At 37.9% G+C, this 16,909-nt stretch carries 16 protein-coding genes; 13 read left to right on the top strand and 3 right to left on the bottom strand.

Going from position 1 to position 16,909, the window contains the following annotated elements:
• The first annotated feature begins 15 nt into the window (after positions 1-15).
• Positions 16-933 (top strand): hypothetical protein, encoded by a 918-nt coding sequence (locus C1T31_RS12135; protein WP_103052783.1) that lies wholly within the window; start codon positions 16-18, stop codon positions 931-933.
• Between the two features lie 2 nt (positions 934-935).
• Here C1T31_RS12135 and C1T31_RS12130 read toward each other — a convergent pair whose 3' ends face one another.
• Together C1T31_RS12130 and C1T31_RS12125 are read right to left on the bottom strand one after the other, a co-directional pair.
• Positions 936-1,478 carry a Smr/MutS family protein gene (locus C1T31_RS12130; RefSeq protein ID WP_103052782.1) on the bottom strand — a complete coding sequence of 181 codons (543 nt, stop codon included), beginning with the start codon at positions 1,476-1,478 and terminating at the stop codon, positions 936-938.
• Entirely contained in the window at positions 1,478-1,672 is a 195-nt protein-coding gene (locus C1T31_RS12125; protein ID WP_103052781.1) for a hypothetical protein, read from the bottom strand. The genes C1T31_RS12130 and C1T31_RS12125 overlap by 1 nt, the downstream gene beginning before the upstream one ends.
• Positions 1,673-1,883: 211 nt before the next feature.
• Here C1T31_RS12125 and C1T31_RS12120 point away from each other — a divergent pair, with 211 nt between their 5' ends.
• Genes C1T31_RS12120 through C1T31_RS12110 form a run of 3 tightly spaced genes read left to right on the top strand, consistent with a single transcriptional unit; the run spans position 1,884 to position 4,365 of the window.
• Positions 1,884-3,686 (top strand): T9SS type A sorting domain-containing protein, encoded by a 1,803-nt coding sequence (locus C1T31_RS12120; RefSeq protein ID WP_103052780.1) that lies wholly within the window; start codon positions 1,884-1,886, stop codon positions 3,684-3,686.
• Positions 3,687-3,738: 52 nt separating this feature from the next.
• Entirely contained in the window at positions 3,739-4,023 is a 285-nt protein-coding gene (locus tag C1T31_RS12115) for a DUF2752 domain-containing protein (protein WP_103052779.1), read from the top strand.
• Positions 4,024-4,029: 6 nt separating this feature from the next.
• Positions 4,030-4,365 carry a CCC motif membrane protein gene (locus C1T31_RS12110; protein WP_103052778.1) on the top strand — a complete coding sequence of 112 codons (336 nt, stop codon included), beginning with the start codon at positions 4,030-4,032 and terminating at the stop codon, positions 4,363-4,365.
• A 64-nt stretch (positions 4,366-4,429) separates the two neighbouring features.
• Here C1T31_RS12110 and rocD read toward each other — a convergent pair whose 3' ends face one another.
• On the bottom strand, positions 4,430-5,710 hold the full coding sequence (gene rocD / locus C1T31_RS12105; protein WP_103052777.1) for an ornithine--oxo-acid transaminase: 1,281 nt from the start codon (positions 5,708-5,710) through the stop codon (positions 4,430-4,432).
• Positions 5,711-5,892: 182 nt separating this feature from the next.
• On the opposite strand from rocD, the gene rlmD reads away from it, so the two are divergent.
• The 9 genes from rlmD to C1T31_RS12060 all read left to right on the top strand — a co-directional run bounded on the left by rlmD (position 5,893) and on the right by C1T31_RS12060 (position 16,772).
• Positions 5,893-7,302 (top strand): 23S rRNA (uracil(1939)-C(5))-methyltransferase RlmD, encoded by a 1,410-nt coding sequence (rlmD, locus tag C1T31_RS12100; RefSeq protein ID WP_103052776.1) that lies wholly within the window; start codon positions 5,893-5,895, stop codon positions 7,300-7,302.
• Positions 7,303-7,337: 35 nt separating this feature from the next.
• The gene (locus C1T31_RS12095; RefSeq protein WP_103052775.1) at positions 7,338-7,700 is read left to right on the top strand and encodes a four helix bundle protein; all 363 of its coding nucleotides are present in this window, start codon (positions 7,338-7,340) and stop codon (positions 7,698-7,700) included.
• Positions 7,701-7,719: 19 nt separating this feature from the next.
• On the top strand, positions 7,720-8,274 hold the full coding sequence (locus C1T31_RS12090) for a DUF6452 family protein (RefSeq protein WP_103052774.1): 555 nt from the start codon (positions 7,720-7,722) through the stop codon (positions 8,272-8,274).
• Entirely contained in the window at positions 8,246-8,977 is a 732-nt protein-coding gene (locus C1T31_RS12085; protein WP_243398942.1) for a DUF6048 family protein, read from the top strand. Before C1T31_RS12090 ends, C1T31_RS12085 begins: the two co-directional genes overlap by 29 nt.
• Positions 8,978-9,102: 125 nt before the next feature.
• Positions 9,103-10,722, top strand: coding sequence for a T9SS type A sorting domain-containing protein (locus tag C1T31_RS12080; protein ID WP_123912676.1), 1,620 nt, complete (start codon positions 9,103-9,105; stop codon positions 10,720-10,722).
• 452 nt (positions 10,723-11,174) lie between these two features.
• Positions 11,175-11,753 (top strand): Crp/Fnr family transcriptional regulator, encoded by a 579-nt coding sequence (locus C1T31_RS12075; protein ID WP_103052771.1) that lies wholly within the window; start codon positions 11,175-11,177, stop codon positions 11,751-11,753.
• A 53-nt stretch (positions 11,754-11,806) separates the two neighbouring features.
• Positions 11,807-12,928, top strand: coding sequence for a serine hydrolase domain-containing protein (locus tag C1T31_RS12070; RefSeq protein WP_103052770.1), 1,122 nt, complete (start codon positions 11,807-11,809; stop codon positions 12,926-12,928).
• Positions 12,929-13,367: 439 nt separating this feature from the next.
• Positions 13,368-14,627, top strand: a complete 1,260-nt coding sequence (locus tag C1T31_RS12065; protein ID WP_103052769.1) for a serine hydrolase domain-containing protein — start codon at positions 13,368-13,370, stop codon at positions 14,625-14,627.
• A 462-nt stretch (positions 14,628-15,089) separates the two neighbouring features.
• The gene (locus C1T31_RS12060) at positions 15,090-16,772 is read left to right on the top strand and encodes a phospholipase D family protein (protein ID WP_103052768.1); all 1,683 of its coding nucleotides are present in this window, start codon (positions 15,090-15,092) and stop codon (positions 16,770-16,772) included.
• Positions 16,773-16,909: the final 137 nt, after the last annotated feature.

Below are 16,909 nucleotides of genomic sequence, written 5' to 3'. Positions count from 1 at the left end.
CGAAATTAAAGCCATATGCGTCAATTAATAGCCCTTTTTCTTTTAGTACTTTCAGTTGTATCTTGTGATGATGGCGATATCATTACTGTAGAATTGGACTTTGATGATACGCTTTTAACATGTGGTGAACTTGTTTTTTACAATATAAAGGAAGAACCTTATGAATCACTTTCTCTAAAAATAACAAGCCCTGAAACAACCCTAGAAAGTCTGATTGAAGTTGACGATAATGGCGAACTAATAAGCACACAGGAAGTATTTGAAATCAATGGTTCTACCAATCAGTTCAATTATAGATCATATAGTGGAGACCCCAGCAATTTGTTTTGTAATGACGTCCCACCTTCAAATGTTCTAATAACACAGGACATGAATAGCACCTCTGGCACTGCTATAATTGACATCTCACTTATCGAAGATGACAATGATGGAATTCCTGCTGAATTGGAAGATATCAATGGTAATGGTGATTTAACTGATGATGACACCGATGGTGATGGTTTACCAAATTATATTGATGTGGATGATGATGGCGACAATGTCTTGACTAGTGCTGAAATTGACAGTGATAATATAGATGGTGACGATAATCCTCTTACCAATCCTTTAGACACGGATGGCGATGGAACCCCTAATCATTTGGATACTGATGATGATGATGATGGCGTCAATACCATTGATGAAGAAAACGTTACTCAAGACAATAATCCAGCAAATGATTTTACAGATCCTGCTATTGCGGATTATTTAAATCCTGATGTTTCAAGTTTTGTTGCAGCTACCGCTTATAGAGCACACACCATTAGACAAGAGTTCACGATTGAAATAACTGTTGATGCTTCTTTCCCAACCCTAAATTACGATTCTCTAAATTTTGGAACACTTGAAGATTCTCGATTAACTGCTACGAGATTAGTAACTCCTGAATTTTAAATTCAGGGATTGGTATTTTGATAAATGTAGACCTCGGTGGCGCCCAAACCATATTTTTGGTAGTTGGCATCGTAATACCTTACATTGTTATAGCGACCAAAAAGATATTCCAGCTCGGCTCTTAAGACGCCTTCACCCACTCCATGGATAAAAACCACTTTTTGTATACGCCTATTGATAGCAAATTCTAATTGCCTTCTAGCCGTATCAATTTGTAAGTTTAGCATATCGTGGTTGCTTAAATGCTTCTTATCCGTTAACTGATGGATGTGCAAATCAACTTCCATGGTTGGCTCATAGCGTTCTTTTGCTTTAATTTTCATGGTATGCCTTTTTTTGGGTTCCTCTTTTTCTTGGATGATATCCTTTGTGATTTTAGAAGATGTCTTTAAACTTTTCCCCATAACAATCAATTCGGATGCTAAAAAATCCAATTCAAATCCATCATTGGTTTTTATGGTAACCTGATTACCTTGAATGGCCACCACCATGCCCGAGATATTCTCGTCTAACACTGAAACTGTTTGTCCAATTTCAAATTTCATCATTCGCGGTCAATATGGTCGTTATCTTTATCGTTTTTACTAGGTATGGTTCTCGCAATCCTGTAAACACCAAACATCAACATGGCTATGCCTAAAATCAGAATGGCAGTACTTTGTTTTTCGTTAGCTTGCGCATATATGGCCACTATGGCTCCAACTAAAATTAAAAAATAGTTAATGATGTTACCTTTCATTAAAATCTAGTTTAATAATGTTCTGCAAGTTGCAATTTTTTAGTGATGTAGTAAGGTAAATAAGCGAAATATTTCTGTACCTTATTGTCATGTAAATACGCATGGTTCGTATTTTGTCAACTTAAGTTTCAAAATTATCATTTAATCGATTTTAATTTAAAAACAAAAAGTAGTTTTTGTATATTTAGCACTCATTATCAAATATTTAGAAATGAATAAAGTAGCCTGTTTCCTTTTTATCATGACCATGCAATTAACGTTTGCGCAGTTATCTGTTCGCAACAACGCTTATGTATACGTGAATAATATGGCTTTGTATGTTGAAGATGATGTCAATATTGAAGAGAATACCGCTTATATCTATTTGCGTAATGGCTCACAATTATTGCAAGGTTCAGGAACTACTGGAAATTCAGGACAAGGACGATTAAGCGTTTTTCAAACGGGAACTTCTAACACCTATATGTATAATTATTGGTGCTCCCCAGTCGGTATTAATAGTGGCAGTGCCGGCAATACGGTTTTTACGCCCAATGTGAATTTCTTTTATGAAACAGCAGCACCCATTTCGAGTAGCCCTTTTGGATTTATAACAGGTTATAATGGAACCACAACGCAAATAGCTAATTACTGGTTGTACACGTTTACTGGAACCACAGCACCACCTAATGATTATCAAGATTGGGAGGGTCTGGGGGCTGGACCAGGTAGCTTGGCCACTGGCGGATTAGCTAATGGTACACTTGCTTCAGGTTATGGCTTTACTATGAAAGGGAACCCTAGTGGAGCTCAAAAATATGATTTTAGAGGACGACCAAACAATGGTACTATAACCACAACGCTTAATGCCAATAGAGAAACGTTGGTTGGTAATCCATATCCTTCAGCTATAGATGCACGAGATTTTATTCACGATACCAACAATGCCGCAATAATCGATAGCGGAACCTTATCATTTTGGGAACAAGATCCTACACAATCCACATCACATGTATTAATAAATTATGTTGGTGGTTATGCAACTTATACTATAGATGTAACAGGGACTGTTGAAACGTTTACACCGGCTACTTTTGATACCTATAATGTCGATGGAACCCTTAATACAACTGGTGGCGGCAGTACTAGCGGTAAAAATGTTTACCGATATATTCCAATTGGACAAGGTTTTATGGTAAAAGGTAATGGTACTGGTGGCACACTGCGAACCACCAATGCGATGCGTGTTTTTCAGAAAGAGGCACCTACTTTAAGTGAATTCTTCCGAGTTGGAGATAATGGCCGCACTGAAAATCAATATAACGAGGAAGGCATGTTTATGATGCCTGATGGTTACAAACGTTTTAGATTGAATATTGATTTTGACGATACATACACGAGACAATTAACTCAAAATTTCCATCATACGGCAACAGCGGGTGAAGACTATGGATTAGAAACCATTAGCCCTGCGAGATTAAGCTCTGATGTTTATTGGCCAAATAATGACAAGGCCTATAATGCACAAGCTTTCAGTTTTGACGTGGCCTTACATATTCCTCTAGTTTTAAACATCAATCGCTCACAGTTGGTTCGTTTTAGACTATTTGACATCCAAAATTTTGATGAATCCCAGCCAATTTATCTTCATGACATGGACAATGATTTGTACGTGGATTTGCGGACTCAAAACTATGAACTAAACTTAGATGCAGGCAATTATGCTAATCGTTTTGAAATAACGTTCACTTCCAATGCCTTGAGTACAGAGGATATATCAATTGATGATTTTACAGTGTATCAAAACAACAACCTGTCTGAACTACATGTTCTTAATCCGAATCAACGCGAAGTCAAGAGTATTAATCTGTTTGATGTCAACGGTAAACAACTATTTACAAAAGTCGACCTGCCGATAGCACCTAAATATGAATACTCGACAAAGCATTTAAGTGAAGGGGTTTATATTGTAAAAATAACCTTTGAGTCTGGTCAGGATTTAAGTAAAAAAATAATTGTTGCCAATAAGCAGTAATCTTCTTGTTACTTTTTTTATTTTAGATTGTTGAATAGTAAACATTGATGGAATGTCTTCAGTTGAAGATTACATGCTACCGTGTCTAAATAAAAAACTCTTTGGTTTTGAATGTTTGGGTTGTGGATTACAACGTTCTCTTGTGTTATTATGGCACGGGGAATTTGTTTCCGCATTTTTTATGTACCCAGCTATTTACACATTAATTCCGTTGTTTTTATTAATAGGCATCAATCTATTTTATAGTTCTAAACGATTAAATAAGATTATCAATAGTCTGGCTATTCTTTCAGTTTCTATTATCCTTTTTAACTTCATACTAAAATTTTTAAACTAAACTCACATGGAAAAACAAAAACTACCCAACGCTACGGTCAGCCTTATTCTTGCAATACTATCTTTTATTGGGTGCTGCTGCACCAGTGGTTTTGGAGGTGTATTGCTTTCAGGAATTGCGCTATTTTTAGTTAACAAAGACAAGAAAAAATACATTGAAAACCCTGAACTTTATGATAATTACGGTCAGTTAAACACAGCAAGGATTATTGCAATCATCGGACTTGTTTTGAGTATTATAATCGTTGGAGTATATATTTATTTGCAAGCAACAGGTCAATATGACGAAATGCAACAAGAATACATGAAAATGCTTGAAGAAATGCAAAAAAATCAACAGTAAATTACTGTTTGAAAAATAAAAGGCGACCAAATGGTCGCCTTTTATTTTTATATACTGCTACAATTTAATCTTCAAATTGTTTTAGGGTTTTAGTAATAATACCGACACAATCCAGTAATTGCTCTTCAGTCATAACCAATGGCGGTGCAAAACGAATGATGTTACCGTGTGTTGGCTTGGCTAACAAACCATTATCTCGTAAAGCCAAACAAATATTCCAGGCGGTATCACTATCTTCATCATCATTGATAACAATGGCATTCAATAAGCCTTTACCTCTCACTAAATTGACAATGGAACTTGATTCTATATACTTATTCATTTCACTTCGAAACAATTGACCCAGTTTATAGGCATTTTCTGCTAGGTTTTCATCCCTAATCACTTCAAGTGCAGCAATGGCGACTGCTGCTGCCACTGGATTACCTCCAAAGGTACTGCCATGGTTACCTGGCTTGATGACATTCATGATATGATTGTTTGCCAACACAGCCGAAACAGGATAAGCACCACCTGAAAGTGCCTTACCAAGAATTAAAATATCGGGTTTCACCTCTGGTGATTCAGAACAATTCTTGTCAGCACAGTTGCAATTACCGCAAGTTGCCAGTAATCTACCTGTTCTGGCGATTCCAGTTTGAACCTCATCGGCAATAAACAGAACATTATATTTTTCACATATGGCTTTTGCTTCAGCTAAATAATTTTCACCGGGTACATAAACACCTGCTTCACCCTGAATCGGCTCTACCATAAATCCAGCAACATTCGGATTGCTTTTAAGCACTTCTTCCAATGCGCTCACATCATCATACGGTATTTTAATAAATCCCTTGGTGTAAGGCCCAAAGTGCTCTCTGGCTACAGGATCATTTGAAAAGGAGATAATGGTTGTGGTACGTCCGTGAAAATTGTTTTCGCAAACTATAATATCAGCCTCATTTTCGTCGATACCCTTAACTTCATAAGCCCATTTTCTACAGAGCTTTAAAGCCGTTTCAACTGCTTCAGCTCCGGTATTCATAGGTAGCAACTTATCAAATCCAAAAAACTCGCAAGCAAATTTTTCGTATTTCCCAAGCATATCATTGTAAAATGCTCGTGATGTCAATGTCAAGGTTTGTGCCTGACTGGTCATAGCACCTACAATTTTAGGATGACAATGCCCTTGATTAACTGCGGAATAGGCCGAAAGAAAATCGTAATATTGTTTTCCTTCAACATCCCAAACGTGTACACCTTCTCCTCTACTCAATACGACCGGTAGTGGATGGTAATTGTGTGCGCCATACTTGTTTTCTAAATCAATCGCCTGTTGCGAATTTAATTGGTCTAAAACAGCCATTTTAATTTGTTTTAAATTAATAAATAACCATTCCTTATCTACCTTTATCCTTTCGAAAAGATTCGAAAATTCAGCGTGGGAAAGAAATCATCCCTAGGGCTTGCAAAATACTAAATATTGGCAGTTTCTTAAAATATTTATCACCTGTTTTTTGCTATCAAAAAAGAAACTACTTTTGCAGCATGTCCAGAAGAAACAAAAAACAAGTTTTCACAAACGTCGAAGTGATTGATGCCGGAGCCAAAGGCAAAACCATTGCCAAGGCACCAGATGGTAAGGTAATTTTTTTACCCAATGCCGTACCAGGTGATGTGGTTGATGTACAGACCTTTAAAAAACGTAAAGCCTATTACGAAGGAAAAGCTATACATTTTCACAAGCTATCAGACAAACGGACTACACCAGTCTGTGAGCATTTTGGAACCTGTGGCGGTTGCAAATGGCAGGATATGGACTATCAATACCAATTGTTATTTAAGGAAAAGGAAGTCATTAACAACCTGACGAGATTAGGACATATAGATTTACCGGAAACCACGCCTATTTTAGGTTCGGAAAAACAGTATTTCTACCGTAACAAAATGGAGTTTTCCTTTAGTGACAGTCGCTGGCTAACGCCAGAGGAAATTCAATCGGGTGATGATTTGGGTGATAAAAATGCCCTGGGATTTCATATTCCCGGCATGTGGGACAAAATATTGGATGTTAAAACCTGTCATTTACAAGCTGACCCATCCAACGCCATTCGGAATGCGGTGAAACAATTTGCCATTGATAATGACTTGGAATTCTTCAATACCCGAAACCAAACAGGGTTGCTGCGTACCATGATGATTCGTACGGCCAGTACGGGCGATATTATGGTATTGATTCAATTCTTTAAAGAAGACAAGGAAAAACGTGAACTCCTACTCGACTATCTAGCAGAAACTTTTCCGGAAATCACCTCCTTACAGTATGTGGTTAATGAAAAGGCCAATGACACCATTTACGACCAGGAAGTCATTTGCTATAAAGGAGACGATCATATTTTTGAAGAAATGGAAGGCCTACGTTTTAAAATAAATGCCAAGTCTTTTTATCAAACCAATTCGGAGCAAGCCTATGAATTGTATAAAATCACAAGAGCATTTGCTGGGTTGACTGGCCATGAACTGGTTTACGATTTATACACAGGTACCGGAACCATCGCCCAGTTTGTGTCAAAGCAAGCTAAAAAAGTGGTAGGTGTTGAAGCTGTTCCTGACGCCATTACAGCCGCCAAAGAAAATGCCCAACGCAACAACATTACAAACTGTGAGTTTTATGTAGGTGACATGAAGAATGTGTTCAATGAAGCATTCATCAATACCCATGGTAAGCCTGATGTGATTATTACTGACCCACCGCGTGATGGGATGCATAAGGATGTTGTTAATCAAATATTAAACATTGCCCCAGAAAAAATAGTTTACGTAAGTTGCAATAGTGCCACACAAGCACGCGATTTGGCGCTTATGGATCATTTATATCAAGTTACAAAGGTGCAACCTGTGGATATGTTTCCACAAACGCATCATGTTGAAAATGTTGTACTTTTGGAGCGGCGTTGATTCGTTTTTTTGTGTTATTTGTTTATTCGTTTAAAATGAAAGTTTACTCCTTTGAAAAATTAGATGTATGGAATGAATCTGTTGAATTGGTAAAACTGATTTATAACATTACTGACGCTTTTCCCAATGATGAAAAGTTTGGTTTGATAAGTCAATTAAGAAGAGCCTCTGTATCGATTCCTTCTAATTTAGCTGAAGGTACTTCAAGGAAAACAAACAAGGATAAAGCTCATTTTACAACTGTTGCTTTTAGTTCTTCCATGGAAATATTAAATCAACTGATAATTTCCAAAGAATTAAAATTTATCAATGAGAATGATTATATATTAGCACGAACAAAGATTGAGAAAATAACAAATATGCTAAATGCGTTAAGAAATTACCAATTAAACAAATAAACGTATACCCAATGTTTACATGAGAAAATATCACGCCATACTAAATTTTTCTATAACTGTTGTTTTAGCCATTTTAACATGGGGTTGCGAACGCGATGATATTTGCGATAGCCCCAGCACGACACCAAGACTCTATTTAGCGTTTTACAACATTGAAAGTCCTGAAGATCTGAACCCAAAAAATGTGACACGGTTTCGTGTACAAGGGGTTGGTAATGACGAAACATTGCCAGAATTGGACGGTACCAGTAACAAACAAGAAATATTACTGCCTTTAAAAACCACCGAAGGTATTACTGAATATAAATTACATAAAAACTATAGTTATAGCGATAGTGGAACGCCTGATGATCCAACTGATGATGTTATTGGTGGTAATGAAGACATTGTAACCATAGAATATACTACTGAAGAAGTTTATGTGTCTCGCGCTTGTGGTTTTAAAACCGTATTCAAGAACGTGAGAATCACCGTTGCCGATGATGGCGACCGGTGGATACAGAACTACCTTTCCGTAAATGATAACCAAATAGTAGAAAACGAAAATGCGCCACACTTTATCTTGTTTCATTAAAATACTGGTTTTTAGCTGTATGGTTGTTTCGGTGTCTTTTGCCCAAACAGACAGTATTCCTGATAATACCAAACTAACTGACTCGGTGAAGTTCAAACAAAAGTATGGCCTGCGTATTGGTGGTGATATTAGCAAGCTGGTACGCTCATTTATTGATGATGACTACACGGGTTTTGAGATTAATTGCGATTACAGACTCACCAAAAGATGGTATATAGCCGGTGAAATTGGTGCTGAAGAACGTACTACCGATACCGATTTTCTGAATGCTACAGCCAAGGGTACCTATTTTAAAGCTGGTGCCGATTATAACGCCTACGAAAACTGGTATGGCATGGAAAACATGATTTACGGTGGTTTGCGCGTGGGTGTAAGTTCCTTTAGTCAAACACTGAATAGTTACAGTGTGTATTCCGATAATCAATACTGGTCACCACAATTCGCTACAAACGAATCGATTGAATACAAAGGCTTGAGTGCCATCTGGGCTGAAGTCATAACCGGTATTAAGGTTGAGGTAGTGAACAATTTATATTTGGGCGCCAATATCCAGTTTAAGTATATGGTGACCCAAGACCAACCTGATAACTTTGAAAACCTCTACGTGCCTGGTTACAACAAAACCTATGATAGCGGCAACTTTGGCTTTGGTTATGGCTACAATATTTCTTATTTAATTCCGCTATACAAAAAGGCTAAATAATTGCCTTAACTCCCTTTTCATTAAAAGTTCCATTTTTTCAAAATAAAATGTTGGCTATGTAATATTTGTTACCAAAAAAAATGGATTTAGGTAGTAGTTTTACCCTATTAATTAAAACAACTACCATGCATCTATTCAGATATTTAGGTTTAGCCTTACTCTTGCTCGTTACCCAATTGGGATACGCGCAGGAACATCCTTTTGAGATTACTTTAGAACCCGTTTCCATTACCAATTTGGGCGGTATTCAATCCTTTGCTTACGGTCAGCATGACGGCAAATGGCTGATTGTTGGCGGAAGATTAGACGGTCTGCACCGCAGACAGCCATGGGCCGCTTTCGATATTGCTGGTCATAATAACCAGCTTATTGTGGTCGATCCGGTTGCGGAGCAAAGATGGTCTGCACCACTAACGAGTTTACCCACAGGTATTCAAGAGCAATTAAGCGCGACCAATATGGAGTTTTATCAGCAAGGTGAATATCTCTATTGTTTTGGTGGTTACGGTTACAGCAATACCGAAGCCGACCATACCACCTACCCGAATCTCACCGCTATTCATGTGCCTGATGTGATTAACGCCGTGATTAACAACACCGATTTAACATCACACTTCAGACAAATATCCGATACCGAATTTCAAGTAACAGGTGGTCGTATCCAGAAGATTGGCGACACCTTCTATTTATTAGGCGGTCAAAAGTTTATTGGTCGTTATAACCCCATGGGTCCCGATCATGGTCCTGGTTTTATACAGGAGTACACCAATGCTATTAGAAAATTCCAACTGGCTGATGATGGCACCACCATAACTGTTACCCACTTAACACCGCATGAGGATGCTGCGAATCTGCATAGACGCGACTACAATGCCGAAGTGCAAATTCTACCCAATGGCGAAGAGGGCATTACCATGTTCTCGGGTGTGTTTCAGGAAGCGGTGGATTTACCCTTCTTAAACTCTGTGACGGTGGATGCCACTGGTTATACGGTTAATAATGTGTTTGAACAGCATTACAACCACTACCACTGTGCGGTGTTACCACTTTACTCTGAAACCGAAAACGATATGCACACGGTGTTTTTTGGTGGCATGGCCCAGTTTTATGATGATAATGGCACCATGGTACAGGATGATAATGTGCCTTTTGTGAATACCATTGCCCGCGTAACCCGCAATGCCGATGGTGTAATGGGCGAATACAAACTCCCTGTGGAGATGCCCGGTTTATTAGGCTCAGGAGCCGAGTTTATTCCCAATACCAGTTTCCCACAGTTTAACAATGGGGTTTTCAAATATGATGATCTCACAGAAGATTACACGCTCATTGGCCACATATTTGGTGGTATTAACAGTACCCAACCCAATATATTCTTTATAAACGATGGCACCCAAAGTGACGCCAGTAATACCATTTATAAGGTGCTAATAAAGAAAACCAATGCCTTATCTGTGGATGAATTTAATACCAACAGCGCCAATGCCTTAAACTTAAGTATCTACCCAAACCCGAGCGATGGCAGTGTGCATATGACCTTTACCATGCGTGAGACTGGCGATATGAGTATCTCCATTTATGATATTAAAGGCGCGCTGATTGAACAAGTAGTGCTAAAAGATCTGGCTACAGGTGCGCATACCTATACCAAGGATTTAAGCCATTTGGGGAATAACCAGGTGTACCTGATTATTCTGGAAACCGATACCGAAAAGGTCACCCAAAAGTTGATATTGAAGAAATAGTGTATTAATAACATTTTAAAACCCAAGGAATCCTTGGGTTTTTTTTAATATAGGGCTGACATAACTTTGACAGGGCTCATCTATGTCTTATCTCCCAAAAAGCCATGATGGTAAAATTTTGTAGGAATTTTCGATAGCCGACCCGAAGCATACCCGAAGGAAATCCGAAGGAGACCCGAAGGAGCACCCGAGGGAACCCGAAGTAGCTCTTTGGGAAACCTATTTAAAAGAACTTGTCATTCTGAACTCGTTTCAGGACCTAAAAGAGATTCCTGCCTGCGCAGGAATGTAACTGGTTGACCATAAGGAGAACTTAGGGAACTGTGTGGAAGAAACTAGGATTCCATTGGTATTGAATTTGTGGGTTAAAAAAGGTAACTTCGTTCATTCAAAAGTTATGATGCGTTTTATAGCTACTCATGATTTAAAAATCATCCGCTTATTTAAAACCAATGAATCTCAACCACAATACGGCCAATACCATTAGTGATCCTGATAGTTATCAAAAATTTCTGGATGCTTTGCGTGCTATTGGTACCCCCGTTTTTTACAAGAAAGATGAGGTGGTCTTTACGGAAGGTGGTAAAGCCGATTTTATACTCCTGGTGGAAGATGGTATCTTAAGAACCTGGCGCCTGGTTAATGATAAGGAAGTGGTGCTTGGTTTTACCTTTCCTGGTGACTTGGAAGCGTCACCCATTTCTTTTATTACGGCTGTACCGAGTAAAGAAACCATTGATGCTATTTGCCATACTACTTGCCTAAAAATATCACGTGAGGCCTTTTATAAGCAAATCGAGAATCAAAAGTTTTCAGAGCATATCATGCAATCTATTCTCTTAGAATATATAGATGTGTTGATTCAGCGGCATATGGAATCTAAAGCCCATACCGCCGAAGAGAACTATATCAATCTGTTGCTCAAACAGCCCAAGCTGGTGAATAAAATCCCTCTAAAAGATATCGCCTCCTTTTTAGGGATTTCAAAAGAACGCTTAAGCAGGATACGAAAAAAGCACGAATTGACCTAGGTCAACTCACATTAGAATCGGTCTGTTTAGTTTTGCCAGAAATAAATAATCTGATGAAAAAAACAACTCTATTATTAGTCCTTTTTACCCTTACCATCGTTGCCATGGTGCCTGCGCAAAACTTAAGCCAAAAGCTGGACACCTATTTTAAGACCCATCTATCTGACAATCCCGATCAGCCTGTGGCCAACATTCTGGTCTATCTGGAAAATGAAAAGCAGGATTTTGTTTACCATAAAGGCTTTGGACAATTGTCCGTTTCAGATGATACGACTGTAAGTCCCAATAGTCCTTTTAAAACAGCTAGCATTACCAAACTATTTACGGCAACACTTATTCTACAGTTGGTTGAAGAGGGGAAACTCAAGCTTGATGACCTTGTTGTCGAACTGATTGGTGACCAAACATTTGTGGGATTTAATAAATTGATGATGCTCGATGGTAAAAACTTTGGCAAAGATATTGCGGTGCGTCAATTGCTCAATCACACGTCTGGATTAGCCGATATTTTTACCGATACGCAGGAGGAATTTATGGGACTCTTCTTTGAAAACCCTCAAAAATTGTGGACAGTTCAAGACCTTTTTGAAACTTATTATCAGTTTGATTTGCATAACCGTGCGCATTTTAAACCGGGAGAAGGCTTTTACTATTCCGATATGAATTACTTTCTGCTCGGGCTTATTATTGAAAAGTATCGCGCTATGCCACTGGCTGAAGCTTTTAGAACCTATATTCTAGAGCCTGTGGGTATGAGCCATACGTATTTGGAGTATCATGAAGCCGCTACCAACACGTTGGCTTTCCCGAGTTTGTATTTGGGTGATATAGAAGTTAATGCCGACATCAATACCTCCTTTGATTGGGCTGGTGGTGGCCTGGTGTCTACCACCTATGACCTTAATTTGTTTATGAAAGCGCTTTTTGGAAAGCAGCTTATCAAGCAGGACCAATTGTTTCAGGCCATGATTACGGATTCTAGAGATCGCTATGGTTTTGGTATGTTTCTGTATGATTTTGATGGGGTGCGGTTTTATGGACATTCGGGGTTTTGGGGCAGTGATGTGTTTTATAATCCTGAAGCGGGTATCACGATGGTGGTTTCTGTGAATCAAAGTCATTTGCCGTATAAGCATTATGAGTTTGTCAATGGGATGTATCAGCTTGTTAAATAGTGGTGTTATCTCTATTCTTTTTTTGTGTAATCTCTATTCTTTTTTACATCGCCCAAAAAAGAAACAAAAAACGCTAGACTTACTAAATCTTGTCTAAATAGTCCAACGTATCCTAAACCTTCTGACCTTTTCAGCTTGCGCTGAATGCGAACAAGCAGAAGCTTTTTAACGGATTCTTATGGACTATTCTTAACGACAAGATTTAGTAGGTCGCTTTTTTCCTGCTGGAGTTTATCTTGAGCGTTTGTCGAAAGGCAGGAATTGGGTTTAAACTGACTTGTCATCCTGAACTTGATTCAGGATCTAAAATGGCTTAACTTCGTGGGAGCTGCGATTTCATCATGTAGCGAATTCAATTCCAAAGATGATAAGCAAACTGTTAAACAAAACTGTAACAATCCTGTTATTTTCTTGTCATTACTGTAAACCAAAAGACTAAATGAGCAGATTCCCTTTTATCGTATTGATCGTATTGGCGTTTTCGTCGTGTCATGAAAACAAAAAGCAACCAGACCGTTCAATCAATCATAACCAAGTGGTACTGGATTCCTTAACAGCGGCATTAGATTCCATTCAGAGAAATGGGCAAATCAATGGCTTTGGCGTTGCGATGGTCAATGAACATGGTGTACTCTATTCCAAAGGTTTTGGATTGGCCAATCGGGAGACGAAAGAGCCTTATACCGAACACACCATACAACATATTGCTTCGGTTTCTAAAACCTTAATCGGTATTGCTTTAATGAAAGCCAAAGAATTAGGGAAACTCCATTTAGATGATCCCGTTCAGGATTATTTGCCTTTTCAGGTCATCAACCCCAATTATCCTAATGACACCATTACCATTAGACATTTAGCTACCCATACGTCTGGAATTAATGATACGGAGCAGTATATGAATCGCGCTTGGATCCTTGCAGAGAACCAAGACTTAACCAACGTGAGCACCGATTATCCAGCGCAACAATTAAACCCTGCTGAACATGATATTCCCATGGAAGCCTATTTAAAAGGTTATTTAGAAGTCCATGGTGCCTATTATCAAGATGATAATTATATCAATTACCAACCAGGAGCACGCTATAACTATTCAAACATCGGTGCTACCCTATGTGCATTAGTCATTGAAAAAGCAACCGGTCAGGCATTTGATGCCTTTACTGAAGCCCATATCTTAAAACCCTTGGGTATGGATGCCACGGGTTGGTCTTTGGAAGCTGTGGATATTACCAAGCATTCCCGATTGTACAGAAATGACCATACGCTATTACCTTTTTATACGGCCATAACCTATCCGGATGGTATGTTGATTTCATCGAGTAGCGATATGGCTAAATATCTGGCTGAATTGGTTAAAGGCTATTCTGGGAACGGCACCTTACTTTCAAAAGCCAGTTACCAGGAACTCTTTACGGAACAATTGGACGCCTCTCACTTTGAATCGCGTAATGCCAGCAATCCCTATAACGGGGACTATAGTCCTGCCCTATTTATTGGGCATAGTGCCAAGGGTTATATTGGGCATTCTGGTGGTGATGCGGGTGTTGGCACCTGGATGTATTTTGACAAGGTGAATAAAACGGGGCGTTATATTGTTATTAATACGGATATGGGCAATGATGAACGCGCGAAAGAATTGGAGTATTATGCTATTTGGGATATGATGAATGATTATTTTGATAAGCTCCAACCAGAGTAAGCAGTAATTTTTTAACGGATTCTTATGGACTATTCTTAACGACCAGATTTAGTAGGTCGTTTGTTTCCTGTTGGAGTTTATCTTGAGCGTTTGTCTAAAGACAGGCATTGGGTTTTGGGTTCTCGATACTTGTTTGCAAAATGGCAGGTTAGATATGACAAAGGTTACTATACGTCATTGCGACCATGAGGCACGAAGTGGGAAGCAATCTCATTGGGATAGGTTGAATAAACAGATTACTTCGTCGCAGGCTCCTCGTAATGACAATGGGTTTGGTGTAGTGTTTTGTAGGAGTTTTCAATAGTTGACCCGAAGGAGACCTTAAGGAAACCTTAAAAAGACCTAACGCAGACCTTACCCAGCTATGAACCAAAAACTACGTACCCATACGTGTTGACTTTATGATTTTAAAAAAGTAACTTCGCTTATCAATAGTTGTGTGCAAGCTGAAAAAACCAATAAATGAAAGCAACCTTTCTGGGACACGGATTAGATACAGGCGACCAGAATAATGTCGGAAAACAACTTGTTGCATCATTTGAAAGCAAAGATTATTATTCTTTTCAAGGCTTTGTTGCATTTGCTTCCATATCTGGAACTAAAATGCTTGAACCATTTATAAAAAAAGCTAATTCCAAATTTGATAAAATTAGATTCTATATTGGAGTTGACAACAGAGGAACTTCAAAAGAAGCTCTGGAATCACTATTAGAACAAGGAGTTGAAACTTACATATATAGGGATAAACGAAAATTTGTGACTTATCATCCAAAGCTATTCCTTTTTGAAGGGAAAAAATTCACAAGAATAATAATTGGTTCTTCTAATCTAACAAGTCAAGGAATCAAAACTAATTTAGAAGCTTCTATCCAATTGGATTTTTTGACTAAAACAGACAAACAAGGACAAAAATTACTAAATGAAATTAAATCTTACTATTCCGATTTAATGGATTTATCTTCACCGAAACTTCAATTATTAACAAGTCAATTATTAGATGAATTAATTAAACAAAACCTGCTATTCAATCAATTTAGGGAAAATGGTAAAGTTGAAGAACCAAAAAATAACGATGGCGAAAATACCGAGAAGGAACAAGACAATATTGAAATAAAGGATTTTGATTTAAAATCAGGTTTTGAACAAAAGGATACTACAAAAAACAGAAGTAATAAAAAAAGTTTCGGTGAGAGTGACTACGAGAAATTTGATACTCTGATTGAGAGGTATGTAATTTATAAGAAAACTAAAAGACCATCTGGAATTGTAAGTAAGCACACGGAAGACCGAGAACTTTTTCATTGGTATCAAAAAATGCATAAACTATACAATCAAGGAGGAGATTCACTACCATTCGAAATATTTGAAAGATTATTGGATGCTGAATTTCCATTTGGCGGAATTGGAAGAGAAAGGAAAAGGCTTATAAAGTGGAATAAAGATTTTAACAAAGTTATTGAATACAAAAACAAAGTTGACCCAAATAGCGAATACACCTATGTACCACAATTTAAAAATAAATCGAATCCTTACTACGAAGTAGGCAGATGGTGCGCTTGGCAAAAACAAAGAAGGAAAGGTAATAAAAACTACGGCCCAGAATTGACCGAATACGAGGAAAGGAAAATGCAATCTATAAATTTCATTTGGGAATTTGATAGTACAATGTACAAGAGACCAAAAGACGATGAATGGACTGACAGTTTGGTTGAACTCGAGAATTATTATAGCAAAAAGAAAAACTATAAAACTGTTCCTTCTCAAAAAACTTACATAGGTCACTGGCTTAACGACCAAATGACGATTAAGTTAAGACAAGATAGAGAAAACAGGTCTGATTTAATGAGTGAGATTAGAGAAGAAATGTTAGGAAATCTTTTGGCAAAGAATGGAGTTGAATGGGAGTGGGAAAAACAAAAACATAGAGAGGGAATTGAAAATAAAATAGCAAGTTGGAGATTTGTTGAGGAACTAAAAAGCAAGAACCAAACAAAGGAGTTCAGAGATAAAAAGCCAAAGATTTTAAAAAAGCATAGAGATAATATCGCACAGTTAAGGAGTCAAAGTAAAAAATGGAATAACGACAAAAACAGGTGGAAATATGAACTTCTTGATGAAGCTGGATTTCCTTATGAAAAACAATAAAGTCAGCACACAACAAAGAACTGAGTTAAAAAACAAATCTTTTTAAGCTAATCTTGACACAAAGTTTTCGTCGTATGGCAACTCGCTTTTTGCAATGGCAAATGCCTGTTTCAACAGCTTGTTTGCTACAGCTATCA

This window comes from Hanstruepera neustonica (assembly GCF_002895005.1).
Taxonomy (GTDB): Bacteria; Bacteroidota; Bacteroidia; order Flavobacteriales; family Flavobacteriaceae; genus Hanstruepera; species Hanstruepera neustonica.
The sequence above is the reverse complement of the archived record's forward strand: the minus strand, read 5'-3'. Positions and strand labels throughout refer to the sequence as shown.

Bases quoted from the DNA above. Each gene is read 5' to 3' on its own strand.
- C1T31_RS12075 (WP_103052771.1), top strand. From the start codon at position 11,175: ATGAATCTCAACCACAATACGGCCAATACCATTAGTGATCCTGATAGT.
- C1T31_RS12080 (WP_123912676.1), top strand. From the start codon at position 9,103: ATGCATCTATTCAGATATTTAGGTTTAGCCTTACTCTTGCTCGTTACC.
- C1T31_RS12130 (WP_103052782.1), bottom strand. From the start codon at position 1,478: ATGAAATTTGAAATTGGACAAACAGTTTCAGTGTTAGACGAGAATATC.
- C1T31_RS12115 (WP_103052779.1), top strand. From the start codon at position 3,739: ATGTCTTCAGTTGAAGATTACATGCTACCGTGTCTAAATAAAAAACTC.
- C1T31_RS12090 (WP_103052774.1), top strand. From the start codon at position 7,720: ATGAGAAAATATCACGCCATACTAAATTTTTCTATAACTGTTGTTTTA.
- C1T31_RS12060 (WP_103052768.1), top strand. From the start codon at position 15,090: ATGAAAGCAACCTTTCTGGGACACGGATTAGATACAGGCGACCAGAAT.
- C1T31_RS12135 (WP_103052783.1), top strand. From the start codon at position 16: ATGCGTCAATTAATAGCCCTTTTTCTTTTAGTACTTTCAGTTGTATCT.
- C1T31_RS12070 (WP_103052770.1), top strand. From the start codon at position 11,807: ATGAAAAAAACAACTCTATTATTAGTCCTTTTTACCCTTACCATCGTT.
- C1T31_RS12085 (WP_243398942.1), top strand. From the start codon at position 8,246: ATGCGCCACACTTTATCTTGTTTCATTAAAATACTGGTTTTTAGCTGT.
- rocD (WP_103052777.1), bottom strand. From the start codon at position 5,710: ATGGCTGTTTTAGACCAATTAAATTCGCAACAGGCGATTGATTTAGAA.
- rlmD (WP_103052776.1), top strand. From the start codon at position 5,893: ATGTCCAGAAGAAACAAAAAACAAGTTTTCACAAACGTCGAAGTGATT.
- C1T31_RS12065 (WP_103052769.1), top strand. From the start codon at position 13,368: ATGAGCAGATTCCCTTTTATCGTATTGATCGTATTGGCGTTTTCGTCG.
- C1T31_RS12095 (WP_103052775.1), top strand. From the start codon at position 7,338: ATGAAAGTTTACTCCTTTGAAAAATTAGATGTATGGAATGAATCTGTT.
- C1T31_RS12125 (WP_103052781.1), bottom strand. From the start codon at position 1,672: ATGAAAGGTAACATCATTAACTATTTTTTAATTTTAGTTGGAGCCATA.
- C1T31_RS12120 (WP_103052780.1), top strand. From the start codon at position 1,884: ATGAATAAAGTAGCCTGTTTCCTTTTTATCATGACCATGCAATTAACG.
- C1T31_RS12110 (WP_103052778.1), top strand. From the start codon at position 4,030: ATGGAAAAACAAAAACTACCCAACGCTACGGTCAGCCTTATTCTTGCA.